This is a genomic window from Shewanella marisflavi, from assembly GCF_023283925.1.
GTDB classification, from domain to species: Bacteria; Pseudomonadota; Gammaproteobacteria; order Enterobacterales; family Shewanellaceae; genus Shewanella; species Shewanella marisflavi.
The window spans coordinates 1-26,789 of the sequence record NZ_JAKIKX010000011.1 but is presented as its reverse complement, the minus strand read 5'-3'; the positions used below and the strand labels follow the sequence as shown (position 1 = coordinate 26,789).

The 26,789-nt window shown below is 49.4% G+C and carries 22 protein-coding genes; 17 read left to right on the top strand and 5 right to left on the bottom strand.

Going from position 1 to position 26,789, the window contains the following annotated elements; genetic code table 11:
* Window positions 1-72 precede the first annotated feature (72 nt).
* The 4 genes from rfbC to L2712_RS17070 all read left to right on the top strand — a co-directional run bounded on the left by rfbC (window position 73) and on the right by L2712_RS17070 (window position 3,363).
* On the top strand, window positions 73-621 hold the full coding sequence (gene rfbC, locus L2712_RS17085; RefSeq protein ID WP_248978487.1) for a dTDP-4-dehydrorhamnose 3,5-epimerase: 549 nt from the start codon (window positions 73-75) through the stop codon (window positions 619-621).
* A 4-nt stretch (window positions 622-625) separates the two neighbouring features.
* Window positions 626-1,699 (top strand): dTDP-glucose 4,6-dehydratase, encoded by a 1,074-nt coding sequence (gene rfbB, locus L2712_RS17080; protein ID WP_248978486.1) that lies wholly within the window; start codon window positions 626-628, stop codon window positions 1,697-1,699.
* Window positions 1,696-2,574 (top strand): dTDP-4-dehydrorhamnose reductase, encoded by an 879-nt coding sequence (rfbD, locus tag L2712_RS17075; protein ID WP_248978485.1) that lies wholly within the window; start codon window positions 1,696-1,698, stop codon window positions 2,572-2,574. The genes rfbB and rfbD overlap by 4 nt, the downstream gene beginning before the upstream one ends.
* A gap of 66 nt (window positions 2,575-2,640) precedes the next feature.
* Window positions 2,641-3,363 (top strand): 3-deoxy-D-manno-octulosonic acid kinase, encoded by a 723-nt coding sequence (locus L2712_RS17070; protein WP_248978484.1) that lies wholly within the window; start codon window positions 2,641-2,643, stop codon window positions 3,361-3,363.
* Between the two features lie 37 nt (window positions 3,364-3,400).
* Here the strand turns inward: L2712_RS17070 and waaA are convergent, their stop codons facing one another.
* Complete coding sequence (gene waaA, locus L2712_RS17065; protein WP_248978483.1) at window positions 3,401-4,666, bottom strand: lipid IV(A) 3-deoxy-D-manno-octulosonic acid transferase; 1,266 nt, start codon at window positions 4,664-4,666, stop codon at window positions 3,401-3,403.
* A gap of 259 nt (window positions 4,667-4,925) precedes the next feature.
* Here waaA and L2712_RS17060 point away from each other — a divergent pair, with 259 nt between their 5' ends.
* The 5 genes from L2712_RS17060 to glpG all read left to right on the top strand — a co-directional run bounded on the left by L2712_RS17060 (window position 4,926) and on the right by glpG (window position 9,457).
* Window positions 4,926-5,579: a TetR/AcrR family transcriptional regulator gene (locus L2712_RS17060; protein WP_033540369.1), complete on the top strand. Its 654-nt coding sequence runs from the start codon at window positions 4,926-4,928 to the stop codon at window positions 5,577-5,579.
* Between the two features lie 400 nt (window positions 5,580-5,979).
* Complete coding sequence (locus L2712_RS17055; RefSeq protein WP_088905756.1) at window positions 5,980-7,173, top strand: glycine C-acetyltransferase; 1,194 nt, start codon at window positions 5,980-5,982, stop codon at window positions 7,171-7,173.
* 10 nt (window positions 7,174-7,183) lie between these two features.
* Window positions 7,184-8,209, top strand: a complete 1,026-nt coding sequence (gene tdh / locus L2712_RS17050; protein ID WP_033540371.1) for an L-threonine 3-dehydrogenase — start codon at window positions 7,184-7,186, stop codon at window positions 8,207-8,209.
* A gap of 88 nt (window positions 8,210-8,297) precedes the next feature.
* Window positions 8,298-8,603: a thiosulfate sulfurtransferase GlpE gene (gene glpE / locus L2712_RS17045; protein WP_033540372.1), complete on the top strand. Its 306-nt coding sequence runs from the start codon at window positions 8,298-8,300 to the stop codon at window positions 8,601-8,603.
* 17 nt (window positions 8,604-8,620) lie between these two features.
* A complete protein-coding gene (glpG, locus tag L2712_RS17040) occupies window positions 8,621-9,457 on the top strand; it encodes a rhomboid family intramembrane serine protease GlpG (RefSeq protein WP_248978482.1) in 837 nt (278 codons plus the stop codon).
* A gap of 61 nt (window positions 9,458-9,518) precedes the next feature.
* On the opposite strand, the gene elbB is transcribed toward glpG, so the two are convergent.
* The gene (gene elbB / locus L2712_RS17035) at window positions 9,519-10,172 is read right to left on the bottom strand and encodes an isoprenoid biosynthesis glyoxalase ElbB (protein ID WP_248978481.1); all 654 of its coding nucleotides are present in this window, start codon (window positions 10,170-10,172) and stop codon (window positions 9,519-9,521) included.
* A 387-nt stretch (window positions 10,173-10,559) separates the two neighbouring features.
* Here elbB and polA point away from each other — a divergent pair, with 387 nt between their 5' ends.
* Complete coding sequence (gene polA / locus L2712_RS17030) at window positions 10,560-13,310, top strand: DNA polymerase I (protein ID WP_248978480.1); 2,751 nt, start codon at window positions 10,560-10,562, stop codon at window positions 13,308-13,310.
* A 655-nt stretch (window positions 13,311-13,965) separates the two neighbouring features.
* Here polA and yihA read toward each other — a convergent pair.
* Window positions 13,966-14,622: a ribosome biogenesis GTP-binding protein YihA/YsxC gene (gene yihA / locus L2712_RS17025; protein ID WP_033540376.1), complete on the bottom strand. Its 657-nt coding sequence runs from the start codon at window positions 14,620-14,622 to the stop codon at window positions 13,966-13,968.
* 168 nt (window positions 14,623-14,790) lie between these two features.
* On the opposite strand from yihA, the gene L2712_RS17020 reads away from it, so the two are divergent.
* From L2712_RS17020 to hemN, 5 genes are all read left to right on the top strand, one after another.
* A complete protein-coding gene (locus L2712_RS17020) occupies window positions 14,791-15,411 on the top strand; it encodes a c-type cytochrome (RefSeq protein WP_248978479.1) in 621 nt (206 codons plus the stop codon).
* 773 nt (window positions 15,412-16,184) lie between these two features.
* Window positions 16,185-16,853, top strand: coding sequence for a methyltransferase domain-containing protein (locus L2712_RS17015; RefSeq protein WP_033540379.1), 669 nt, complete (start codon window positions 16,185-16,187; stop codon window positions 16,851-16,853).
* 48 nt (window positions 16,854-16,901) lie between these two features.
* Window positions 16,902-17,435: a Der GTPase-activating protein YihI gene (gene yihI, locus L2712_RS17010; RefSeq protein WP_248978478.1), complete on the top strand. Its 534-nt coding sequence runs from the start codon at window positions 16,902-16,904 to the stop codon at window positions 17,433-17,435.
* Between the two features lie 81 nt (window positions 17,436-17,516).
* Window positions 17,517-17,984 carry a DUF2489 domain-containing protein gene (locus L2712_RS17005; protein WP_033540381.1) on the top strand — a complete coding sequence of 156 codons (468 nt, stop codon included), beginning with the start codon at window positions 17,517-17,519 and terminating at the stop codon, window positions 17,982-17,984.
* 180 nt (window positions 17,985-18,164) lie between these two features.
* Window positions 18,165-19,541, top strand: coding sequence for an oxygen-independent coproporphyrinogen III oxidase (gene hemN / locus L2712_RS17000; RefSeq protein ID WP_081953858.1), 1,377 nt, complete (start codon window positions 18,165-18,167; stop codon window positions 19,539-19,541).
* A gap of 57 nt (window positions 19,542-19,598) precedes the next feature.
* Here hemN and add read toward each other — a convergent pair whose 3' ends face one another.
* The gene (gene add, locus L2712_RS16995; protein ID WP_033540861.1) at window positions 19,599-20,594 is read right to left on the bottom strand and encodes an adenosine deaminase; all 996 of its coding nucleotides are present in this window, start codon (window positions 20,592-20,594) and stop codon (window positions 19,599-19,601) included.
* Window positions 20,595-20,884: 290 nt separating this feature from the next.
* Here add and L2712_RS16990 point away from each other — a divergent pair, with 290 nt between their 5' ends.
* Window positions 20,885-22,615, top strand: a complete 1,731-nt coding sequence (locus L2712_RS16990) for a DUF885 domain-containing protein (RefSeq protein WP_428848629.1) — start codon at window positions 20,885-20,887, stop codon at window positions 22,613-22,615.
* 114 nt (window positions 22,616-22,729) lie between these two features.
* Window positions 22,730-23,704, top strand: a complete 975-nt coding sequence (locus tag L2712_RS16985; RefSeq protein WP_248978476.1) for an alpha/beta fold hydrolase — start codon at window positions 22,730-22,732, stop codon at window positions 23,702-23,704.
* Here L2712_RS16985 and L2712_RS16980 read toward each other — a convergent pair.
* Window positions 23,693-26,185 (bottom strand): putative bifunctional diguanylate cyclase/phosphodiesterase, encoded by a 2,493-nt coding sequence (locus L2712_RS16980; RefSeq protein ID WP_248978475.1) that lies wholly within the window; start codon window positions 26,183-26,185, stop codon window positions 23,693-23,695. The two genes, L2712_RS16985 and L2712_RS16980, sit on opposite strands and share 12 nt — an antisense overlap.
* Window positions 26,186-26,789: the final 604 nt, after the last annotated feature.

Below are 26,789 nucleotides of genomic sequence, written 5' to 3'. Positions count from 1 at the left end.
TAGAATGTCCCTAGGTTCCATGATTAGGCCGCCATGGGCATAAAAAAACCAGTTTCGCGGCCGGGTGACAGGATGAAAATTCTCAACACGCCAATTCCAGATGTCAAACTGCTCGAACCTCAGGTATTCGGCGATGAGCGTGGCTGTTTTTTCGAAACGTTTCGCCAAGACGATTTCAAGCAACAGATAGCGGATCTCGACTTTGTGCAGGAAAATCAAAGCCACTCGGTGCAAGGCACCCTGCGTGGGCTGCACTATCAACTCACCAGACCCCAAGGCAAGCTTGTGCGTGTGGTTTACGGTGAGATCTTTGATGTCTGCGTCGATCTGCGCCGCAACAGCCCAAGTTTTGGTCAGTGGACGGGGCATATCCTCTCCGCAGACAACAAGCGCCAACTCTGGGTGCCCCCGGGATTTGCCCATGGTTTCTATGTGCTCTCAAATCAGGCTCACTGCCTCTATAAGTGCACCGACTACTATGCGCCCAATGACGAGCACAGCATCAAATGGGACGATGACGCCCTCAACATAGCCTGGCCTTTGCTAGCCAAGCCATCGCCGATACTGTCAGCCAAAGACCTGGCTGCCAGCTCGTTTAGTCAGGCCGCATATTATGAGTAAAGAGATGCATAATCCTCTCGCTCGGCGCCGTATCTTAGTCACTGGCGGCGCCGGTTTTATCGGCTCTGCCTTGATCCGTCATCTGATCGCCCTAGGCGATTGCCTGGTGGTGAACTATGACAAGCTCACCTATGCTGGTAACCTGCTATCACTCAAATCTGTGGCGCAAGATCCCAACTACCATTTTATCCAGGCGGATATCAATGATGGCGACACACTGGGCAAAGCCCTAAGACAATACCAGATTGATCTGGTGATCCATCTGGCGGCTGAGACCCATGTGGACCGCTCAATCGAGGGGCCGCGAGCCTTTATAGACACCAATATTGTCGGCACATTTGAGCTGCTGCTGCAATGTCTAGACTATTACCGCAACTTGCCGATAGAGATGGCGACGCGCTTTCGTCTGCACCATGTCTCCACCGACGAGGTGTTTGGCGACTTGGGCGACTTAGATGAATTGGGCCAAGCGAGATACTTCGACGAGCAGTTCCCCTACGCCCCCAGTTCACCCTACTCGGCCAGCAAGGCCGCAGCAGATCATCTGGTCAGGGCTTGGCATCGTACCTATGGTTTACCAGTTGTGCTGTCTAATTGCTCCAATAACTATGGGCACTATCAATATCCGGAAAAGCTCATTCCGGTTACTCTGCTCAACGCTCTGCAAGGCAAGCCTATCCCTGTATATGGTGATGGCCAACAGGTTCGTGACTGGCTCTATGTCGAAGATCACGCCAAGGCGCTGTGCCTGGTCGCCGCAAATGGTGAAAAGGGAGAGAGCTATAATATAGGTGGCATGAATGAGATGACCAATCTCGATGTTGTCAGCCTAATCTGTGAGTTACTAAATCAAAAAGTCGCTGAAAAACCTCACACTATTAGCGATTTCAAACAGCTCATTCATTTCGTGAGCGACAGACCGGGCCATGATACCCGCTATGCCATCGATGCCAGTAAAGTCAGCCGCGCCTTGGGCTGGCAGCCGAGTGAAAGCTTTGCCAGCGGGCTTGAAAAGACGGTCAGCTGGTATCTCGAGCATCTGGATTGGTGCCAGGCCGTAACGGACCAGACGCAATGAAACCTATCTTAGTGATCGGCAAACATGGACAGCTTGCCCAGGCCCTACGTGCAACTCAGCCAGAGCACTACCCGGTTGACTATCTTGGCCGTCAGGCACTGGATATCTGCAATCATGTCCAGCTCAGGCAGCGCATCACAGAAAAGCAATATGGAATAGTGATCAATGCCAGCGGCTATACTCAAGTCGACGCCGCCGAGACAGATAGCCAGGCGGCCTTCGAGCTCAATCACCTAGCGGTAGAGAACTTAGCCGAGCACTGCGCCAGACATGCCATTGGACTTATCCACCTCTCAAGCGACTATGTTTTTAATGGAATATTCGATGGGCAGCCAACACCTTACCGTCCGAGTGATATTCCCCGTCCTATCAGTCGTTATGGCGAGTCTAAATGGCGCGGTGAGCAGGCGGTGCTGAAGTACAACGAAGGTCATGCCTGTATAGTGCGGACCGCTTGGCTCTACTCTCCCTTCGGGCATAACTTTGTTAAGACCATGCTGGCCCTGATGCGCCAAGGCAAAGCGCTTAGCGTGATTGACGATCAGTGGGGCACCCCCACCTCGGCCATCGCCTTGAGCCAATTTATCTGGCAGCTCACAAAGGTTTCGTCGCCGTCGCCCATCTATCACTGTAGCGATCTTGGCGTGACAACTTGGTATGAGTTTGCCCGACAGATTTCAGCTACCGCCAACGCCTTAGGCCTACTTAACCAAGCGGCAACCATCACCCCCATCAGCACTGCGGCCTATGGTGCGGCGGCGCCTCGTCCGCGATACAGCGCGCTGGACTGCAGCCAGTCCCAGGCGATTTTGCAAGCCAAAAGCTGGCAAGAGAATCTCTATCAGGTGCTACAACAAGTGTCGAAAGAGGGCTGACAGGGCGCCAATATCGGGTACAATCTTCCCTTAGCAAACATCCAAGCCCGTTGAGCCAGTGAATCTATGCAATTAAAACCTACCGATGCCGGCTATATCGCCTTTCGTCACCCCTCGCTCAAGGCGATCACCCCAGACTGGTTCACCTTCGATTACTGGCAAGAGCTGGGCGCCGTCACAGGTTCATCCAAAGGGCGTTACACCACTTGGTTTGTTAAGCCTCACCCCTTGGTGAGCACAGAGAATGAAGAGTGGGTACTCAGGCATTATTATCGCGGCGGCATGATGGAAAAAGTCAGCCGTGATGCCTATCTCTATACCGGGCTGAAACGTTGCCGGGCGATTGCCGAATTTACCCTGTTAGAACAGCTTTTCGAGGAAGGTTTTGCCGTGCCGGAACCCGTTGCGGCTCAGATAAAGCGCAGTGGCATCCATTATCGCGGCGATATCATTATTAAACGCATTCCCGGCGCTCAAGATCTTGTCGCCGTGCTGAGCAAAACCCCCATGTCTGAAGCTCAGTGGCAAGCCCTTGGCACAAGCATTGCCAAGTTCCATCGCCGCGGCGTTTACCATGCCGATCTCAATGCCAAAAACATACTGCTGGCCGATGACACTTTTACCCTGATTGATTTCGACCGTGGTGAGATCCGCAGTCCAGACAGCAAATGGCAACAGGCCAATCTTGATCGCCTGCTGCGTTCCTTCAAGAAGGAGCAAGGTAAGTTACCCTCGCTGCATTTTACCGAGGAGAATTGGCAGCAACTGTTAATCGGTTACGCCAAGTGACAAGAAAGTCGTTAGAAGCGCGCCCAAACCAGGCGCGTTATGCATCGATCAAGTCGCATGCAAGGGCTAGCTGCGCCGCCAACGCGCCCTTGTTAGTATCTACTACCTTAAGCCCAGCCTCTCTGGCCACAATATAGGCCGCCTTATCATCAAAGCGACTCACCAACTGCTGAGCCAACTCATCTGCTGACGACACCAGCTGTAATGCCCCAGCCTCTTGCAACAACTGGGTGATTTCGGCGAAATCCCAGTGGTGAGGACCGACATAGACAGGCAAGCCCATGGCAGCAGGCTCCAAGGGGTTATGCCCACCGTTTTCAATCAGGGTGCCACCGACAAAAGCCTGATCCGCCGCGCCATAGAAACTGAGTAATTCGCCCATAGTATCGCCGAGCACCACCTGAGTGTGTTCATCCACCGTCTCTTGGTGACTGCGCCGCGCTAGTGTAAAGCCAGCCGCTCTGACCCGACTGGCCGCGGCCTCAAACTGCTCCGGATGTCTTGGCACCAATACCAGTAATGCTTGAGGAAATCGTATTAACAGGCTCTTATGGGCCTCCAACATGAGATCAAACTCACCAGGATGCACACTGCCCGCCACCCATACGGGTGTCTCCATTCGCTGCCACTGTTTCCTTAGCTGTTTAGCTTTCTCTAACAGTCCTGGCTGAATCGTCAGATCGAACTTAAGACTTCCCGTCACTTTCACCCGCTTGGCATCGACACCCAAGTCGATAAAACGCTGCCCCGCCTGGGGGGACTGGGCAGCAATCAGATCCAGTGAGCGCAACATGGGCAGCGACAATCTAGGGCGACTCTGATATTGCCTGGCCGACTTCTCCGACAACCTGGCATTGGCCAGCATCAGCTTAATGCCTCGCTTCTTAGCCTGGTGAATAAGGTTGGGCCAAAGCTCAGTCTCCATGATGATCAACTGCTTAGGCTGTAGCTGCCCCAAAAAACGCGCCACACACAAGGGCAGATCGAAAGGGAGATAACAATGCTGCACGCTGTCGCCAAAGGCTTTAATCACCTCAGCCGACCCGGTAGGGCTGGTGGTGGTAATGGTAATGTTCAACTTGGGGTAGGCGGCACGTATCTGCTTAATCAAGGGAATAGCGGCCAGAGTCTCGCCCATAGAGACAGAATGGATCAGCAAATCTGTCGCCTCAAGGGATGACAAGCCAAAGCGCTCCGACCAACGGCCTCGGTAATCAGGGCTCTTAAGGGCTCGAATGGACAGATATACCAGCAGTAACGGGGTCAGCAGATACAATAATGCTGAATATAAAGGACGATTCATATCAGTCGGTACTTGAATAGGGCAAAGGATTCATTAGGGTTAATAGTAACATAAGCCAGAAAGTAAGCGTCAGATAAGCCAAATGAACCCAGGAGACTCGACTGTTACGCGAAATATAAAATGGCAGAAAAACAGCGTGTTATTAGTCACTGGTCTGAGTAGCCATAGATTGACATTTGCCCGCTGGCTGTTAACTTTCAACTGGAGCCTTTACTCAATTCTATTCCATGGCCATTAACCGACCTCATTTAGGATCAAGATGAAAACCCGCGACAAAATCGTCCACGCCAGCCTAGCCCTGTTTAACGAACATGGCGAACGCAGTATCACCACTAACCATATTGCCGCGCATCTAGGGATTAGCCCTGGCAATCTCTACTACCACTTTCGCAATAAAGAAGACATTATTCGCTCCATCTTCAAGCTCTACGAACAACACCTGGAGTCTGGGTTTCAACCCTACGAAGGCAAAAAGGTGGATGTTGACCTCTTGATCGGCTACTTCGATGCTCTCTTCTATACCCTGTGGCAATTCCGCTTCATGTACGCCAATCTGGTGATCATTCTCAGCCGCGATGAGGTGCTTAACAAAGAATATACGGTTACTCATGAACAGGTACTTAAGCGGGCCACCAGCATCCTGACCCAGTTAAAACAAGATGGTGTTCTGGTGATCGACGACGAAGAGATCACCCCGCTGGCCGACACTATCCGCATGGTAGCCTGTTTCTGGATAAGCAACGAACTCACCCACTCAGAGACCACTAGGATCACCAAAACCTCCTTGTACGAAGGCCTGCTAAGGGTATTAATGATCTTCAAGGCTTACGCCAGCGAGTCCGCCAAACCTACCTTTATTCGACTAGAACAGCATTATAAAGCACTGGCCAAAGCGGAGCAGGAAGAAGACTAATCCTGCTTACCATGCCCTCTTCACCGCCGATATTCACAGGCGGTGGTTGTAGCATTTCGCATTATTAATTGTTATGCGAAAGTTACGTTAGCACTAGCTTAGTTAATAGCGCAAAAAAAAATGTGGCGCTGGCCGGGTTTAAGGTTAGAATTCGGCCAGCCTAGCGCTATTCGTATCCAGGGCCGAGCCTCTGCTGGCAAGCATGCCAGCGCAAAAAGATGGTTAAAACTGAACTAAACTTAGTCAGTCATTGATCAAGGTGACGCCAGACGACGACAAGCCTGACTTATGCGTAACAGATGGTTCCTAACTTATCGCCTTTACTCAAGTTTTGGATATTCCCCAAGACACAGGGCAAAGCATAAAAACTAAAATGAGACAAAAAAGAAGGAGACTACAGGTGGCAACGACCTCATTCTACGATCAAATCAATCAGCAGCTGGCTGAAGTGAAAGCGGAAGGCTTATACAAGAGCGAGCGCGTTATTGCCTCTCCTCAAAAGACTGAAATCGAAGTCAACGGCCATGAAGTGATGAACTTCTGCGCCAACAACTATTTAGGCCTGGCGAACCACCCAGAGCTGATCGCCGCTGCACAGCAAGGCCTGAACGACCATGGTTTTGGTATGGCGTCGGTGCGCTTTATCTGTGGCACTCAAGATATTCATAAACAGCTGGAAGCAAGCCTGAGTGAATTCCTCGGCATGGAAGACACCATACTTTACTCTTCTTGTTTCGATGCCAACGCAGGCCTTTTTGAAACCCTGCTGGGCGCCGAAGACGCCATTATCTCTGACGCTCTGAACCATGCATCAATTATCGACGGCGTGCGCCTGTGTAAGGCAAAGCGTTTCCGCTACGCCAACAACGACATGGCCGATCTGGAGACCCAACTGCAAGCAGCCAAAGCAGCTGGTGCCCGTCATATCCTCATCGCCACCGACGGCGTATTCTCTATGGACGGCGTGATTGCCAACCTAAAAGGAGTCTGCGACCTAGCTGATAAGTATGGCGCCCTGGTCATGGTCGATGACTCTCACGCTGTGGGCTTTATCGGTCAAAACGGTCGTGGTACTCACGAATATTGCGATGTGATGGACAGAGTCGACATCATCACAGGTACCCTGGGTAAGGCATTAGGCGGGGCGTCAGGCGGATTTACCTCGGCGAAGAAAGAGGTCGTCGACTGGTTACGTCAACGCTCGCGTCCTTACCTCTTTTCAAACTCGCTGGCACCTTCTATCGTCACCGCCTCAATCCATGTGCTGGAGATGCTAAAGTCTGGCCAGGCACTGCGCGAAGCCGTATGGGAAAACAGCCGTTACTTCCGCGAAAAAATGACTGCGGCAGGCTTTACCCTGGGCGGCGCGGATCATGCCATCATCCCAGTGATGATTGGCGATGCCAAATTGGCGAGCGATTTTGCTAACCGTCTGCTGGAAGAGAACATCTATGTGATCGGTTTCTCCTTCCCTGTAGTTCCTAAGGGTCAGGCACGTATCCGTACTCAGATGTCAGCCGCCCACACTCGCGAGCAGCTAGATCGCGCCATCGATGCCTTCACCCGCATCGCCAAAGAGATGGGAATTATCTAGGAGTCTATCGATGAAAGCCTTAAGCAAACTCAAGCCTGAAGAAGGCATCTGGATGGTTGATGCGCCAAAACCTGAAGTTGGCCACAACGATCTATTGATCAAGATCCGCAAGACAGCCATCTGCGGCACCGATGTCCATATCTACAACTGGGACGAGTGGTCGCAAAACACCATTCCTGTGCCTATGGTCGTTGGTCATGAATATGTCGGTGAAGTGGTCGAAATTGGCCAAGAAGTACGTGGTTTCCAGATTGGCGATCGCGTCTCTGGCGAAGGTCATATCACCTGTGGTCACTGCCGCAACTGTCGTGCGGGCCGCACTCACCTATGCCGCAACACCTCTGGTGTCGGTGTTAACCGCGAAGGTGCCTTTGCGGAATACCTGGTGATCCCAGCCTTCAACGCCTTTAAGATCCCTGACGATATCTCTGACGATCTGGCTTCTATCTTTGATCCTTTCGGTAACGCGGTACACACGGCACTGTCGTTCGACTTGGTCGGCGAAGATGTGCTGATCACAGGCGCGGGCCCTATCGGCATCATGGCCGCCGCGGTTTGTCGTCATGTAGGCGCGCGCCATGTGGTGATCACCGATGTGAACGAATATCGTCTGGAACTTGCCAAGAAGATGGGCGCAACCCGCGCCGTTAACGTGGCCAAGGAGAAACTGGAAGATGTGATGCAAGAGCTGGGCATGACCGAAGGGTTCGATGTCGGCCTCGAGATGTCAGGTGTTCCGGCCGCCTTCCACTCCATGCTAGATACCATGAACCACGGCGGCAAGATCGCTATGCTGGGTATTCCCGGCGGTGACATGGCCATCGACTGGAGTAAGGTGATCTTCAAAGGACTCATCATCAAAGGGATCTACGGCCGTGAGATGTTCGAGACCTGGTACAAGATGGCCAGCCTGATCCAATCGGGTCTGGATATCTCACCTATTATCACACATCACTACAATGTCGATGATTTCCAAGCAGGTTTCGACGCTATGCGTTCGGGCCAATCGGGCAAGGTTATCCTTAGCTGGGATTAATCCCTTAGCCTAAGCCATACGGGGCTGTACTCTCACAGCCCCATGTTGCACACTTAACTTATCCCTCTTTATTCATTACAGGTTGATTATGTCTGCTTTCCAACACCTGAGTGTGAATCAACTCATTCAGATGCTCGACGAAAATACCCATGTGCAGGTCGTCGATATTCGCGACGGTGCCAGCTTTGAGGCGGGGCAGATCCCCGGTTCAACGAATCTCAACAACGAAAATCTGGCCCACTTTATCGGCGAAGCCGATATGGATAGCCCCTTGGTCGTGGTCTGTTATCATGGCATCAGTAGCCAAAATGCCGCGCAATATCTGCATGAGCAGGGTTTTGATGAGGTCTATAGCCTGGACGGTGGCTTTCAGGCCTGGCGAGAAGCCCACTAACTGCAAGAGGTCATCCTATGCTGGAACTTGGTCATCTTCCCAACGAACGTGCCGCACAGGCATTGATCGATTACCTTAAGGGACAGGGCATAGACTGCCAGCTACAGCATGCTGAGCAAGGCGTCATACTCTCTGTAATGAAAGAACAAGACTATGGCATAGCCAAGCAGGAGTATGACCACTTTATTCGCAACCCCTATGAAGACAAGTATCTTAAAGCCTCCTGGGACAACGGCACCACAGGCACTAAGATAGATTATGGCGCACCGGGACTGCAGCTGGTTACTCAGTTTTTATCGGGTGCTGGCCCCTTGACCCTCAGCGTCATGCTCAGCTGCACCTTAATCTATCTCGGCTTTATCTTCGGCTTTGCCAATCCTATCTTCGAGGCGCTCTCCTTCTTTGGCGCCGTCTCGGGCAGCGATGTCAGTCAGGTATGGCGAGTATTTACTCCGAGCCTGATGCACTTCTCTGCCATGCATATCATCTTTAACCTGCTCTGGTGGTGGTATCTGGGGGGCAAGATTGAAAACAAGCTAGGGGTGACTCCCCTTTTAACCTTACTGCTGATCGCAGGCACCCTGCCCAACCTGCTGCAATATGCTATAGGCGGGCCTAACTTCGGCGGCCTGTCGGGTGTGGTCTATGCGGTTGTGGGTTACACCTGGATCATGGGCGTCAAACGTCCCGAGAAAGGAATAGGCCTGCCCCCTGCCTACATAGGCTTTATGTTGGTCTGGTTAGTCTTCGGCTTCACCGACATGTTCGGCCTCTCCATTGCCAACGGGGCCCATATCGGCGGCCTGTTAGTTGGACTAGCACAGGGCTTTATCGACAGTCGTCGACGCACCTAATACCCGCCTAAGATCGAAAAAGGGACCTACAGTATGTGGTCCCTTCTTCAATTTACTGAAATTACGCCAGCTCAATCACCTTCTTCACCAGCTTTTCAATACCTATATGGGCCTGGGCAATATTCTCAGCCAACATATAGGCAGGTGTACTCACCAACTTGCGGGCCTCATCTACGACTATCTGCTCAACATTAGCATCCACATGCTCGCCGCCCATCAGGTTAAACGCGTGAGCCGTGTCGCTGTCGTGCCCTATAGTACCTTTAGCTTTCTCGCCATAAAGCTTAGGGATCATCACAGGTGAAATACAGATAAAGCCAACAGGCTTATGGGCCTCAACGAATTCGTTAATAAATGCCTTAACGCTAGGTGCCACCTCACACTCGCTGCCAACTACGGCAAAATTACACAGGTTCTTCGCTGCGCCAAAACCACCAGGGATCACCAGTCCATCGAAAGCCTCGATATCCAACTCATCAGTCGCCTTAATATCGCCGCGGGCAATACGCGCCGACTCCACCAGCACATTACGATGCTCATCGGCCGCCACTTCCCCCGTCAGATGATTTACCACATGCATCTGCTGGATATTGGGAGCAAAACATTGATAGCTTACTCCGGCCTGAGTCAGCGACAGCAGGGTCAATACCGCCTCATGAAGTTCGCTGCCATCGAACACGCCCGCTCCGCTTAATAAAACAGCAAATTTTTTCATTAAAAACTCCTTTGATAGACCGAATAGTTTTAACAATCAAATAACAAAAGGCTTGATCTGATTATTTTTCATGCTAAGTTAGTTCATCGACTCTAACAAGGCCGAACCATTTCGCCAAGTCAGAGCATAAATATGGATGACAAAATAAAAAATCCACAAATTAGGAAATTTTACTCGGAAGTAATACCTAGTTCACAAAAAAATATAATACAAACAAAAATCAACAAGTTACATCACTCGCTTAAGTTCGTCGTCGTGATCCCAACTCGCTGAAACTTTTTTAGCTCACAGACTTATCCACAGGCTGCTGAGTAATTTGGCGTGGCCGAAATCGCCCTAATATGGCATGCTAGCGCCATCATCGCATACCGAAAAATAGATAACATTATGCCTAATATCGCTGAAAACCCACTCGTCCTTGTGGATGGTTCTTCCTATCTTTACCGCGCTTACTATGCACCGCCGCATTTGACCAACTCTAAGGGTGAAGCCACGGGGGCCGTATATGGCGTGATCAACATGCTACGCAGCCTGCTCAAACAATATAAACCGACCCAGATGGCCGTGGTCTTCGATGCCAAAGGCAAAACCTTCCGCAATGAGATGTATGCCGAATACAAGGCTCATAGACCGCCGATGCCGGACGATCTTCGCAGCCAAATCGAACCGCTGCATCGTATCATTCGCGCCCTGGGCCTGCCTTTGGTCTGTGTTCCCGGCGTTGAAGCCGATGATGTCATAGGCACCATCGCCAGACAGGCGAGCCAAGAAGGCCGCGCCGTACTGATCAGCACGGGCGATAAAGACATGGCGCAATTGGTAGATGAGCAGATCACCCTAATCAACACCATGACCAACACCATCCTTGGGCCTCAAGAAGTCAGCGAGAAATTTGGTGTCGGCCCAGAACTGATTATCGACCTATTAGCGCTGCAAGGCGATAAGGCCGATAACATTCCTGGCCTGCCGGGCGTTGGTGAGAAAACAGCGCTGGCAATGCTTAATGGCGTCGGCGGCATTAAGGAGATCCTCGCCAATCCAGAGAAAATGCCAGAACTCGGCTTTAGAGGCGCCAAGACCATGCCAGCCAAACTCGCCGAACATGGCGACATGCTCCAACTCTCCTATGAGCTGGCGACCATTAAGTGTGATGTCGAACTGGAACAGGACTGGCACCAACTCAATATTCAAGACGCCGATCGCGACGAACTGATCAAATGCTATGGCGAAATGGAATTTAAACGCTGGCTAGCCGAGGTGTTAGACAATAAATCAGCACCAGAAAATCAAGATGAGGCCGACGAAGCGCCGGCGCCTCAAACCGTGGACACTCAGTACGACACCATTCTTACCTGGGAAGCTTTCGATGAGTGGCTCAAGGCTCTGACCACAGCGCCGTTGTTTGCCCTGGATACAGAGACCACCAGCCTCAACTATATGGAGGCCAAACTGGTCGGGCTATCTTTTGCCATCGAGCCAGGTAAAGCAGCTTACCTGCCACTGGCACACGATTATGCCGATGCGCCAGAACAGCTCGACAGTGAGCAAGTGCTCGCTAAGCTAAAGCCGATATTGGAAGACGCCAAGATACTTAAAGTCGGCCAAAACCTTAAGTATGACATGAGCATACTGGCAAATGTCGGCATCACACTTAGAGGTGTGGCCTTCGATACCATGCTCGAATCCTATGTGTTCAATTCGGTCGCGTCTAAGCACAATATGGACGACCTGGCACTGAAGTATTTAGGCCATAAGAACATCAGCTTTGAGGAGATAGCAGGTAAAGGGGTAAAACAGCTGACCTTTAACCAGATCTCACTGGAGACGGCCGCGCCTTACGCCGCCGAAGATGCCGATATCACTCTTAGACTGCACCAGCACCTCTGGCCAAGATTAGAGAAGGCGGGAGAACTTGCGAGTGTATTTACCGACATAGAACTGCCTCTGGTCAGCGTCTTGTCACAAATTGAGCGCCAAGGGGTATTGATCGATAGCATGGTACTAGGCCAGCAAAGTGAAGAGCTGGCACGTAAGATCGATGAACTTGAGCAGAAGGCCTACGAGATAGCCGGCGAGCCATTTAACTTAAGTTCCACCAAACAGCTACAAGCCCTCTTCTTCGATAAACTTGGCTACCCTGTGTTGAAAAAGACACCTAAAGGCGCGCCATCCACCGCCGAAGAGGTATTGGTCGAGCTGGCACTGGACTATCCGCTGCCTAAGATCATCCTGGAGCACAGAAGCCTGTCTAAGCTAAAGAGCACCTATACCGACAAGTTGCCACTCATGGTCGATGGCAAAACCGGCCGGGTACATACCAGCTATCATCAGGCCAATGCCGCCACGGGGCGCCTTTCATCCAGCGAGCCTAACCTGCAGAATATTCCTATCCGCACCGAAGAAGGACGACGTATTCGCCACGCCTTCGTTGCGCCAGAGGGGCGTAAAATCCTCGCCGCCGACTATTCGCAGATTGAACTCAGAATCATGGCGCACCTGTCGCAAGACAAGGGGCTACTTACCGCCTTTGCTGAAGGTAAGGATATTCATCGCGCCACCGCCGCCGAGGTGTTTGATGTCGATTTCAGTGAAGTCACCAACGAGCAGCGTCGCCGCGCCAAGGCGGTGAACTTCGGTCTCATCTATGGCATGTCGGCCTTTGGTTTAGCCCGCCAACTCGATGTTCCACGTCACGAGGCCCAGCAATATATCGACATCTACTTTAAGCGCTATCCCGGCGTGCTCAAGTATATGGAGGACACGCGTGCTGCCGCTGCCGAACAGGGCTATGTATCTACCCTTTATGGTCGCAGACTCTATCTACCGGCCATCAAGGATAGAAATGCCATGCGCCGTCAAGCAGCTGAGCGCGCCGCAATTAACGCCCCCATGCAGGGAACCGCCGCCGATATCATCAAGAAAGCCATGATCAATATTGCTCAGTGGATCGACCAAGATACCCAAGGGGAGATCACTATGATTATGCAAGTACATGATGAATTAGTGTTTGAGGTCGACGCCGACAAAGCCGAGTCGCTTAAGCTCAAGGTATGTGAGCTTATGGCTCAGGCAGCCTCACTCGATGTCGAATTACTGGCGGAGGCGGGCATAGGGGATAACTGGGAACAAGCTCACTAATTTTTGCCATCTCAATACCAAAAGCCTCAGTCCTGCTGGGGCTTTTTGATGGATATAGGCCTGTCTTCTCGAAAATCTAGCCCTATCTCAAGGCTGAGCTGGAAAAATCACCAAAATTAGTAATATTTTTTCACCCAAGGGCGATTTTTAGCTAAACATCTCTTTTAAGGGTAATTTTGGTAATTTTTAGATCAAAAACCTGTGCTTTTATTGAGCACATTTTTAGACATCGCTCACATTATTGTCGTTTATTACAAAAAACAGTTTCCCATAATACGGCCAATGCAGTATTATTCTCTGCGTAGGGTACAGAGGTTAAGATGTTCTATCTTTCAGACCTTTTTTTATTTCACGTTAAGTGAAAGCCAAATTCTGGCGCCCCAGCAAGTTACTTGCTGGGGCTTTTTTTCGTCTGAAATTTATTTTAGAGCAAATACTTTAAATGGATGGCGATTCAGGCTATCCTATAGTCATTGAGAGCTATTGGTCTTCGACTAATAGAACTTGAGTCTTGTTGAAATTTAGCTTCTCCCCAAAAGAGCTAATGTATTTTTTGCCGATGGTGTAACCGTCGGCATTTTTTTTGCCTTCAATAAACTAGGTATAAAAAAACGCCTCCTAAAATAGGAGGCGCTTCACTTGCCTATCGATATCACTACTCTTGTTCAGCGTCTGCCAAGGCCTCTACCAACCAATCTGGGTGGCACCACTCATTGAGTATGCTCAGCACCTTAGGTTTACCCGTTCCCTTTAGCGAGGAGAAAGGCTCAACCTTAACCCCATCACCAAAGTCGGCTAAAGCCTTACGTACCTCGTTAACCGTCTTCATCTTGGCGCTTTGGGCTAACTTGTCACACTTGGTCAGCAGCGCCAGTACGGGAATATTGCAATCCACCGCCCACTCAATCATCTGCATGTCGAGATCTTTGAGGGGATGGCGTATGTCCATCAGCACCACCAACCCACTTAAACAGGCTCTCTCTTGCAAATATTGGCCTAACGCCTGCTGCCATTTTTTCTTCATCGCCAATGGCACCTGGGCAAATCCATAACCTGGAAGATCCACTAATCGTCTGTGTTCATCGAGTGCAAACACATTAATTAACTGGGTACGTCCAGGTGTCTTACTGGTTCTTGCCAGGTTCTTCTGCTCAGTCAATTGGTTTAATGCGCTCGACTTTCCAGCATTAGAGCGACCAGCAAAGGCGATTTCGACGCCTACATCACCGGGCAAGTGTTCATCTAAATGCGCAATATCCGGCGCACTAATCAAAAACTTGGCCTGTCGAAAATCGATACGAGAATCAGTCACTACCCACTCCAAAAATTGTTATTTCTTCAGTTTAAATATCGAAGACTTGCTTACATTTGCACAATTTCGTGTAAAATATTACCCCGATCACATAAATCATATTTTATCACGCTTGCAGGTCACTCTCGTAAGCTCAGGACAAAAAATTTAACTAAAAGTTGGAACGCCATGAAAAAGTTAGCTATTGCGCTATCAATGTTAGCCACTCTATCAACTCCGGCTCTAGCAGCAGGTGATGCTGAAGCGGGAAAAACTAAAGCAATCATTTGTTCTGCCTGTCACGGTGTTGATGGTAACAGTATGATCGACATGTACCCCAAGCTTGCGGGTCAACAAGAAACCTACCTGAAGAAGCAGCTAACCGAATTACGTCAAGCTGCTCACACAGGCGGTAAAGAAGGCCGTAACGATCCTATGATGAGCCCAATGGCGGCAGCATTGTCTGATCAAGATATCGAAGATTTAGCGGCTTACTATACTTCGCAAACGCTTACCGTTAGCGAAGTAAAAGATGTGCCTGCACTTGGCGAACAACTATATAAAGGTGGAGATGCCGTACGTGGTATAACCGCATGTATCGCCTGCCATGGTCCAAGCGGCCAGGGTTCTGAAGCTGCCGGCTTCCCAGCAATTGCAGGTCAGCACGCTAACTACATCAAGATCCAGCTGAATAAGTTTCATGATACAACTCGTAACAACGACTTAAACGGCATGATGCAGGATGTTGCCAAGAAGCTTACTAGCGAAGACATCGAAGCATTATCTAAATATATATCAAGCATTAAGTAAATTATTGCTAGATAGTCAAAGGGTGGAAGTTTCCACCCTTTTTTACACTTCCAACTTTACGTTTACGTAAACTGTATAAAATTGGTGCTTGACATAGATCACAGATTTCGTTTTAATTGTGCCCGTACCGAGGTGAACCCAACTGTTTGTATAAAATCTATCTAATAACAATGAACAGATTTCGGTATGTAAAATCATTTAAGATATAAGAATAAAGTTAAGCAAAAATAATAATAATACTTGGACCACTCACTAAAAATAATAAGAGAAGTACTTCGCATCTGAAGTCAGGTCATTATGATTTAGTAAGGATATTGGTTAGGAAGGCCAATGCGCTAATTAGCATTTTCCTTACAGTTCAGAAAACAGTGGAACTGCTTACTACTGAACTTAAACGTAAACCTAACAAGGATGGTTTATTAGGCGTCAAAGATGACGATATGGATTGTGATGTGTCAAGAAGACCATCTACGGAAGCTGTGGTCAGGAAGGCGACAGGGAAAGAAAAAAAGCGTCTGGAAGACCGAAAACTAAAATAACTATGCATGGAAAGCAGATTAAAAAATAAGATGGAATCCGACTGGGAAAGTCGCATAGCAAGTAAGGATACTTGGAATCAGAATTGAGTACCTTTGGTACTTTTTGGAAGGCGACAGTCATACTGTCGCCTTTTTTTATATCTAAGCAAAAATACGCTTCTGTTTAGCCTTCGGCTAAAGTAAATTAATTAAGCGAAGACTGTCGAATCACTTTTATAGAGTCATGCCTCACCCATGCGAAGATGCCCCCTGTGCACTAGCGACAATACCTCTCCTTTCTATCAAGATAGAAAAAGATCTATCTATCGATGTAAACGTTGCATGCTCCTGTTTGCCGATGCCAGCTCCCACCTTCCCCCAAGCGCCGAATTGAAGCGCTATCGCTCGGCCAATAGTAAGCACAAACCGCTACAGCAATTCTTATCCAGCCTGATCACACAATGTGAGCAGCAGATTCAGGGGCCACTGCTTGGACTCAACTTCGGGCGTCTACTGGAGCAGCAGGCCATGGATGCCATCGAGGCAAGAGGGCATACACTCAATCAGTACGATCCAAACTTCGCTGCGGATCACACCCTGCTGCGACTAAAATACGACTTTATCTGCTGCTACCGGGTATTTGAACACTTTCGCTTTCCGGGAAAAGAGTGGCAGTTGCTCTGCTCGCTACTCAAACCCGGTGGATGGATGGCTATCAGTACCCAGTTACTCACCGAGTTACAGGGCTTTCCTAAGTGGCACCACAAGAACAATCTGACTCATGTCAGCTTTTATCAGGAAGCCACCTTTCAATATTTGGCACGCCAGGCCGAGTTTAGGCTATTATTCGCGTCAAAGGATCTCATTTTGGTGCAAAAACCAACAAGATCTGGTATAACACGCGACCCAAGTTCACTTATCTAACCACTAGGTTAAATAAGTTCACGATTTTTTGTAGTTGAGATTAACGTTATGTCCCGTAAAAAAACGCGCAAGATCAATGAGAATGCGCCAAAACGTCCACCCAGAACGAAGAAAGAAGACCGTGTCGTCACAGGTAAGAAGCGGAAGTCGGGTAATAAAGCGGGCAGTCGACATAACGAGCAGCAGATCCAGCAGCAACAATCGGGTGCAGCGCAAGCCAAAGATCCACGCCATGGCAGTAAGAAGCCGGTAGCGCTCAGTCTACCTGCGACTATAGCGGTCGAGAGAAAACCGAAGGCGCCTAAGATGAGTGATGAGCAGAAGCTGTTGAAGCTAGAGGAAGATCCAAGACTCAACAAACTTCTCGATATGATCGAAGAGGGCCGAGATCTCAATGCTGACGATCAAGCCTGGCTAGAGAAACAGCTCACCGAAATCGAGCGCTTGATGGAACGCTTAGGCATCTCAGAAGAAGATGACTTAGAGCATGTGATGCAAACCGCTGCCCGCTCTGACGACGATCTCCTCGATAAGTTCGAATCTGGCGCCGATCTGCTAAAAGACTATCAAGAGAAAAATTAGCCCTAAAGACGCACACAAATGGCATCAGTATTGATGCCATTTCTCTATCCCACCTAGATAAACACAAACCTGGATCTCAACATGACCACGACGTTACTCATCATTGGTGCCCTTATCATCCTAGGTCTTGGCGGCTATGCCCTGCATCTGCTGCTTAAGCTGAAAAAGCAAACGCAGCAGCAGGCTGCCCAATTAGCCGCACAGCAAGCGGCCAGTGAAGCGCGAGAGAAAGAGTTGCTGGGCAATATTCACTATATTGCTGCCGCCATGCTTGAAGAGCGTTGTGAATTGTCCGAAGGGGTGATGCGTATTGGAAAGTTGTTTGAGATCTTAGGCCAGAGTGAACAGGTACAGCACCAATATCCGGCTTTCTTTAAGCATTTTGATATCATCAAGACTCATCCCATCATGGAACAGCGCAAGGCGTTAGAGAAACAGCAGCGCATGAAGCTCGACTTCGAAAGAATGAAATCAGAAGCCGCACTTGAAGTCGAAATCACAGAAGAAGCCAAACTCCTGGTGAAAGCATACGCCCATCTCAGCCACTAACATTAGGGCGTGAGTCGGCGCACAAAAACGGCTTTAAACCAAGACATTTAAGCCGAAAACAAGGATATTCGTCAGCTAACATAAATTGCAGTGCCAATTTGCAACCTGGATCAATGTTATTCACTCAATAACATTGCATACTTCGCTAGTTGCTAATTTACCACCTTCGGAGGACACGCCTTGAAGCAGCCCACCCAAATTAGTTGGGATCAGTCAATGATCGAAAAATACAATTACAGCGGTCCCCGTTATACCTCTTATCCGACCGCATTAGAATTTGACGACTCTTTCACCGAAGAAGATCTGCTCACCTCTATTGCCAACAGTAAGAGCAATAAGCTGTCGCTGTATCTGCATATCCCTTTCTGCGCCAAGCTATGCTACTACTGTGGCTGTAATAAGGTGATCACCCGCCATCAGCATAAGGCGGATCAATATATCGAGTACCTTGCCGCAGAGATCGTCAAGCGCGCTCCGCTGTTCAAACACTATCAAGTCACCCAGATCCACTGGGGTGGCGGTACACCGACTTTCCTCAGCCCTGAGCAGATCCTCAGACTGTCGGCACTACTCAAAGAGCATTTCAATATTGCCGACGAGGGGGAATACTCTATTGAGGTCGACCCACGTGAAATAGAGCTATCCATGCTCGATACCTTAAAAGAAGCGGGCTTCAACCGCATCTCGGTCGGCGTGCAAGACTTTAACAAAGAGGTTCAGATTGCTGTTAACCGTGAGCAGGATGAACAGTTTATCTTCGACCTGATCGCCAAGGCGAAAGCCATGGGCTTTGTGTCGACTAACATAGACCTTATCTACGGTCTGCCGCACCAGACACCTGAAAGCTTTGCAGAGACCATGCAGCGAGTACTAGATCTGTCTCCCGATAGACTGTCAGTTTTTAACTACGCCCATCTGCCAGCACGCTTCGCAGCACAGCGTAAGATTAAAGATGAGCATCTGCCTAGTCCGCAGCAAAAGCTGGAAATGTTGCACCAAACTATCGAGACGCTGACCGGCGCTGGTTACCAGTATATCGGTATGGATCACTTCGCTAAGCCAGATGATGAACTTTCTATCTTGCAAAACGAAGGACGCCTGCACCGTAACTTCCAGGGTTATACCACCCAAGAAGAGTGTGATTTGCTCGGCCTTGGGGTGTCATCAATCAGCCAGATTGGCGATTGTTACGCCCAAAACCAAAAGGACATTCGTCCTTACTATGAATCGGTAGATGAGAAAGGTCATGCGCTGTGGAAAGGCTGCAAACTCAACCGTGATGACGAGATCCGTCGCGTGGTGATCAAGCAGCTCATCTGTCATTTCGACCTGGATATGGCCAAGATAGATCAGCAATTAGGCATTAAGTTTGAAGAGTATTTTGCCGAAGATCTTAAGCTGCTCCAAACCTTTATCGACGACAAGTTGGTTGAGGTGAACGACAGAAAGATCACCGTTGGTGAAACGGGCCGCCTGCTTATCCGTAATATCTGTATCTGCTTCGACGTTTATTATCGCGATAAGGCACGTCAGCAGCAGTTCTCTCGGGTCATCTAACACCCGACTGACAAAAAAGCCGATGATTATTCATCGGCTTTTTTATTTATGCCTCGGTTACGCCTTAGCGGCATAGAGTGCCTTACGCTCACTATCCGAGATAAAGGCCATCTCTACACCGTTGCGTTGCAATTGAGCCAGTTCAGCGTTGCTAAAGCCCATCTCCTGCTTCACAGTACGATATTCATGCTTAATATCGATCGCACTAACACCGGGATCATCGGTATTTAGACCAATCAAGACACCGGCCTCCATAAAGGTCCGCAGTGGATGCTCCTGGTAGCTGGTAACAGTTGAGGTGTGCAGGTTACTGGTAGGGCAAGACTCGATTCCGATCTTATTCGCCACCAGGTACTCCATCAGCTTAGGATCATGGATAGCATTCACGCCGTGGCCGATGCGGGTCGCACCAAGCTCAGTGATCGCCTGCCACATACTCTCTGCACCCGCCGCCTCACCGGCGTGGGCAGTAATGGCTAAGCCGGCATCACGCACTTTCTTAAAGTGGTCGTTAAACAGAGCACCAGGGAAGCCTAGCTCATCCCCCGCCAAGTCCATCGCCACCAGGTGCTGCCTATGGGCCAGTAGGGCCTCAAGCTCTTGCATACAGGCCGCCTGACCAAAGGAACGCGACATGATGCCGATCAGGTTGATCTTCACATCATGCTCCTTGATACCCGCTTTAACCCCATCGATAACGGCTTCAACCACACCTTCAATCGGTAATTTGTGGTTCATCGCCATATAGTAAGGACTGAAACGTAGCTCTGCATAATCGAGCCCAGATATCGCCGCATCGGCAACGTTTTCATAGGCAACACGTTTAACCGCATCAAGATCGGCAAGAACGGCAACCATCCAGTCTAGCTTTTTCAAAAAAGCGACCAGACTCGACTCTTTACCCTGAATTTGAACGAAAGGCGCTAAACCTTCTAAAGTCTCTGAAGGCAACGCTATGTTATGTTGATGGCCAAGTTCCCATATCGTTTCCACCCTGACGTTACCATCAAGGTGACGATGCAGATCCACCAACGGAATGGATGTATCAATCATATTTAACCCCTATGTGAACCCTTCAGCCAATATTATTTTTTGTTTGGTCTGAAGTTGTTGCAACTATAACACGCATTTTTTAGCGGCATGCATAACTTATGTTCAGCTTTCAATTGATCTTTGTTACAAGTTTTGCAGAAAATTTCTCTGCAATACGGGTGATCCCTAAAATTGAATATTGCATAATCATGACACCCACTCCTGGGCGAATAATAATCACAACAACAGGAACACTTATGTATAGACCCTTAGCTCCCTGCCTACTCATACTTAGCCTCAGTGCCTGCCAAATGGCTCCCTCTAACGATGCCGTCAATACACCTCAAGTCGCAACTCAAGGCAGCGAACAAGCACTACAGAGTATCATCAAGGATGCTTGGCAGCTTAGAGTAGAGTCTAGTCCAGAAATGGCCTATGCAAGGGGAGATAAGACTGCGGCGGGAAAACTAGAAGATCTTTCTCCGGAAGCGCTGGCGCGAATGAATACCGCTAATCTTGCCCTCTTGGCCCGCCTAACAGCATTAGATCTCTCGACACTGGATCAAGAAGCCCGTATCAACGCCCAGATACTGCAATATCAACTGCAAAACAGTGTCGATCTCTATCGTTTTCACGACCATTACTTGCCCCTTACCGCTGAGAGTGGCTTTCACGCCTATATAGCCTCGATAGCCAAAGGCAATTTCAATACCGAAGAAGATTACCTGAACTACCTGAGCAAGCTTAAGGCACTACCTAAGTATTTTGACCAGCAAACCTATTGGCTCAAACAGGGATTAGCAGAGGGGATCACTCCCGCCAAAGTGGTATTAACCGGCTTCGAAGATAGTATTAGCGCCTTTATTGTGCCGGTTGAGCAAAGTGGTTATTACAAACCCTTTACTCAATTTCCGAAGCACTTCACCACGGCACAGCGCGGCAAGATGGAAGCCGAAGGCAAGCGTTTAATTGAACAGCTTGTACTACCTAGTTATCAAGCCTTCTATGATTTTATGACCCAGGAATATATTCCTGGTGCAAGGCAGAGCATTGCGGCGGCAGATCTCCCCGATGGCAAAGCCTTCTATGAAAACCGCGTGCGCTATTACACCACTCTGCCGATGACCGCCGACGAGGTTCATCAACTTGGACTTAAAGAGGTCAAACGCATCCGCGACGAGATGCAGACTATCATCGACAAGCTCGGCTATCAGGGTGACTTTGCCGACTTTTTGCATTTCCTACGTACCGATCCTCAATTCTACGCCACCACGCCAGAAGAGCTGCTGAAAGAAGCCGCCTTTATCGCCAAGAAGGCCGACGCCATGCTGCCAAAGTATTTCGGCAAACTTCCGCGCACGCCTTACGGCATTCAAGAGGTTCCTGCAGAGATCGCCCCTAAATACACTACAGGACGTTATTCAGGCTCCAACAGTGATGATCAAGCCGGTTACTATTGGGTCAACACCTACGCCCTAGACAAACGACCACTCTATGAAATGGAGGCGCTCACCCTACACGAAGCCGTTCCGGGCCATCACCTGCAGATCTCCCTCAATAAGGAACTCACCTCGCTGCCCGAATTTCGTCGCTATAGCTATATCTCGGCCTTTGGTGAAGGTTGGGGACTTTACTCAGAGTATCTGGGGTTGGAAGGCGGTTTCTACCAAGACCCTTACAGCAACTTTGGCCGCCTGACCTATGAGATGTGGCGCGCTGCCCGCCTGGTGGTCGATACAGGCATGCATGCCAAGGGCTGGACTCGTCAACAGGCGATCGACTTTATGGCCAGCAATACCGCGCTGTCACTGCACAATGTCACTACTGAGATTGACAGGTATATCTCTTGGCCTGGGCAAGCTCTCTCCTACAAGATTGGTGAGCTGACCATTAAGCGCTTGCGGGCAAAGGCCGAAGCCGAGTTAGGCGACAAGTTTGACATCCGTGCCTTTCACGATGCCATACTCGCTAATGGCTCTGTCCCCATGGCAATACTTGAGCAGCAGATAGACGACTTTATCAAGGCGCAAACCAAGCTGTAATGTGCACCTCTGGCGCCTGCGAAGGCGTCAGAGGACTCGCTTTGAGCACCTAGCATTAATCCCGATAAAATATCGTGCTACACTCTAGCTCTCTTTTCTTAATCTATGCGTCCAATGTCTACAGCCCTCGATTCAGTCTCCGTCCCAAGCTTCAGTTTCTCTAGCGAACAACAAGACAACAGCAAGCAGATAAACACCTTTTGGCAAGGAGTAAAGCAGGGCGAGTTGACGACAATCGATAATCTGAAGCTGGCCTACTGCGCTGCGCTGCATCCAGATTCAAACCGGGCAATAGTGATCAGTAGTGGACGGGTGGAAGCCTATGTTAAATACCAAGAGCTCATCTTTGACCTCTACCAGTTAGGCTATAGCGTCTACGCTATCGACCACAGAGGACAAGGTCTCTCATCCAGGCTAACCGATAACCCGCATCAGGGACATGTAGAAAAGTTTTCTGACTATGTGCAAGACTTTGCGCTATTTATCGAAACCATAGTCAAAGCCAATCATCATGACAGTCTGTTCCTCGTGGGTCATTCCATGGGCGGTACCATTGCCACCCTGTATCTTCAGCAGGCCCCCCATGTGTTCAACGCGGCTGTATTATCCGCCCCCATGTACGGCATCTGTCTACCTATGCCGAAGCGCTTTGTACGCTGGCTCGTTCAACGACTCGATAATGGCTCAACTAGGCAGCCAAACTATGTCTTGAGCGGCAAGAACTACTCTCCAGAGCCCTTCGAAGCCAATGATTTGACTCACAGTGCGATACGCTATCAAGCATATCGCCGCCTGTATGAAACCTATCCACAGCTGCAACTCGGCTCACCCACCAATCGCTGGTTAGCCGAATCCCTTGATGCCAGTGAACAAGCGGTGGTGGCGGCCAAGCATAGCCAAATACCCTTGCTTATTTTGCAAGCCGAAGAAGATTCTATTGTGGAAAACCAGGCACAAGAGGCTGCCGTAGGCGGACTATGTCAGCTTAAGGTGATCGCCAATGCCCGCCATGAAATTTTTATGGAATGCGATGCCGCCCGCAATCAGGCGCTCAGTTATCTCGCGGAGTTTCTCGACTCAAACGCTTGATTTAACGCGTTGCTCCGCCAGACGACCTAACAGTCTACTCAACTCCTCACCTGGCATTGGACGATGGAAAAGATAGCCCTGGTATAGGTCACACTGGTAGCGTTGCAGCTGATCGAATTGAGACTGTATCTCAACCCCCTCTGCCACAAACGCCAGTCCTAGGCTATGGGACATATCGATCATGGCTTTCACAATAGAGGCTGACGCCTCGCCATTACCCATGTCCCTGATAAAACTAGCATCTAGCTTAAGTCGATTAAGTGGTAATTCTTGTAAGTAACTCAGCGAACTATAGCCGGTACCAAAATCATCCACGGCAATACTGATCCCCGCCTCTCTAAGCAAGTTCATGGTTTGCCTAACCTGCTGCAGATCCGTAAGCAATACATGTTCAGTCAACTCAAGCTCAATATGGTGGGGGCTAACTCCCTGCTCAGTCAACAGCGCAAGCAAATTAGGGGCGAACTCATCTTGGTGAAATTGACGCGCGCTGACATTAATCGACACCATAGGGGCATTAATATTCTGTGCTTTCAATTCACGAATAAAACGACAGGCCTCTAACAACACCCACTCACCTAACTCAATAATCAACGAGCTGCCTTCGGCTACAGGGATAAAGTCAGCCGGTGAAATAGCACCGTGTTGCGGATGATTCCAGCGCAACAAGGCTTCAACAGAGGCAATATCTCCCTTAGCGTTAATCAAGGGCTGATAAGAGAGTGACAATTGATGCCGTGACACGGCATGCACCAACTCGGTTCGGATCATTAAATTTTGAGCGGCTCGCTTATCCATTTCGCTGCAGTAAACGACACAGGCATCTCTTCCACTTTCCTTGGCTTGGGCTAACGCCATGTTGACTCGTTTGAACTGCTGCTCAGGCAAGATGCCTTCGCTGGGGTCGATAACCGCAATGCCGACACTCGCAGACAAGTTAAAGGTATGTCCACTAATATGGAAACTACGTGCGATCAACTGGCGCATCTGGCTCGCCAGAGCTTGAGCCCGACGCTGTGCTCCAAGCAGATCTTCAGGAAGCTTCTTCACTAACACCACAAACTCGTCAGCCCCAAGACGGGCTATCAGGGAGTTCGATGCAAAATAACTCGAAAGTCTGGCAGCGATCTGGATTAATAACCTATCGCCACCATGATGGCCCAATGCATCATTGACCACCTTAAAGTTATCCAGGTCCAACATAAAGAGTGCTGCACACGCGCCAGTGTCTTCTTGTTGGCTATAAAGTGCGTCCATTAATGCACGGCGATTGGCCAAATCCGTCAAGGGGTCATGTTTCGCCTGATGCAAGGCAGCCTTTTGATTGCGAATGTCTTCAGTAACATCTGAGAGCGTACCTATCATGCGGACGGGCTTCCCCTTCTCATCCCACTCTACCGTCATCCCCCTATCTAACACCCAGATGTAGTGCCCCTGCTTATGGCGCAAGCGATGGACACTCTCAAACTCCTCGCTCTCCCCCCTAAGATAATCATTCAAGTTATCGAAAATTGAGGTCTTATCTTCTGGGTGTAAGCGACTCTCCCAGCTGCTGAGTTCTGGCGCTAACTCTTCTGGGCCATAACCCAGCATATCCTGCCAACGATCGGATAAAAACAAACTGTCATCTTCGAGATTCCAATCCCAAATCCCATATCGAGAGACCTCAACCGCAAATAACCACCGTTGTTCGCTGTCTTTAAGCTGTTTAGCACCCAGTTGAAATCTATCCTTAAACTGGCTCAAATTACTCGCTAGGCCATCCAACTCTATAAACGGCGAGTTCACTGAATCGCGCTTTACCTCACGCTGTCCAAGCGACGCGGCTTCACGGCTTAGCCGGCTAATTGGCAATAATAGGAAGTAATACAATAAGCTAAGCAAGACTAGAGTCGCAGACAAAGCTAACCCACCTATCCGCGCCAGACTTGCAAACACCTGCTCATCACTCGCAGCGAGCAAAGGTGCCATATCGTACTCAAGGTAAATAAGCTCGGGACGCTCAACAGACATTGGAGAAATAGCGGGAGTAATAGGGTAATAGGCTTGTATCGACTGGCGCTTATCGTTAAAAAAAAGGTTAGGCTGACCAATGGCTACACTCTCACCATGCACCTGGGTAGCATAACCGTCAATGACCAACTGCGCCAAACTGTCACGCCACACACCATGGTTAGCAAAACGAATCTTGCCCTCACGATCGATCAGGGTATAAACAGAAAACCAAATATCACTGCCGATCAGCGCAAGTTCTTCTTCGACTCGAGAAAAATCCTGTTTCTTGGCAGCCACACCCACTAGATGATTCAATTTCATTAACTGTTGCGATAGGGCGACTATCTGAGCGTTAGAGACCTGATCACGCCCCTGTTGCCTTTCGATGAAGTAGGCTGTGGTGATAAAAATCGCAAACAGTAAGATACACACTAACGGTGCAAAAATAATTAGCGAGGGTCGTGAGAAATATTTCAGCAAAGCCACCACACCTAAAAGAAACGGTCATCAGACATCACACATCTTATCAATAGAGGATCTACTGCATGTGCTCGCGTCGATTATGCCACAATTAAGTTAGCTCGTGGCTAAACATTATTGCATTTGAATATATGTATATAAGTACCAGTTTGAACCAGAGACAGAGTTCAGCACAAGACAGCTAGTAAATCATCCGTCCCCACCGTACAAATCGCTACAAGGAAGCAAAAGTCACTTCTGACTAACTACTTGATTAAGATACGGCTCAGCTCCAATAGAGATGATTTAAAATCCTTTGCTAACTTTAAATTGGCAAGACAGAGTGAGGAGAGGGCGACTAAAACCCAAAACCAAAGAGCCCAGGCAAGACTTATGAGCAAAAGAAGCTAGGGCTTTGCCCTAAATATCACCGGACGCATATCGCGAAGCGAGGTGCTTACGCTCGTAAAGAGCCAATACAGCTAAGAAAGACGAGACTTAACTACATGTGCCTTAGCATGCGATAGTTTTTATCACACAACGAAAAAAGCCTCTGCATTTCTGCAGAGGCTTTCGTCTTAATGTTGGCGGAGCGGACGGGACTCGAACCCGCGACCCCCGGCGTGACAGG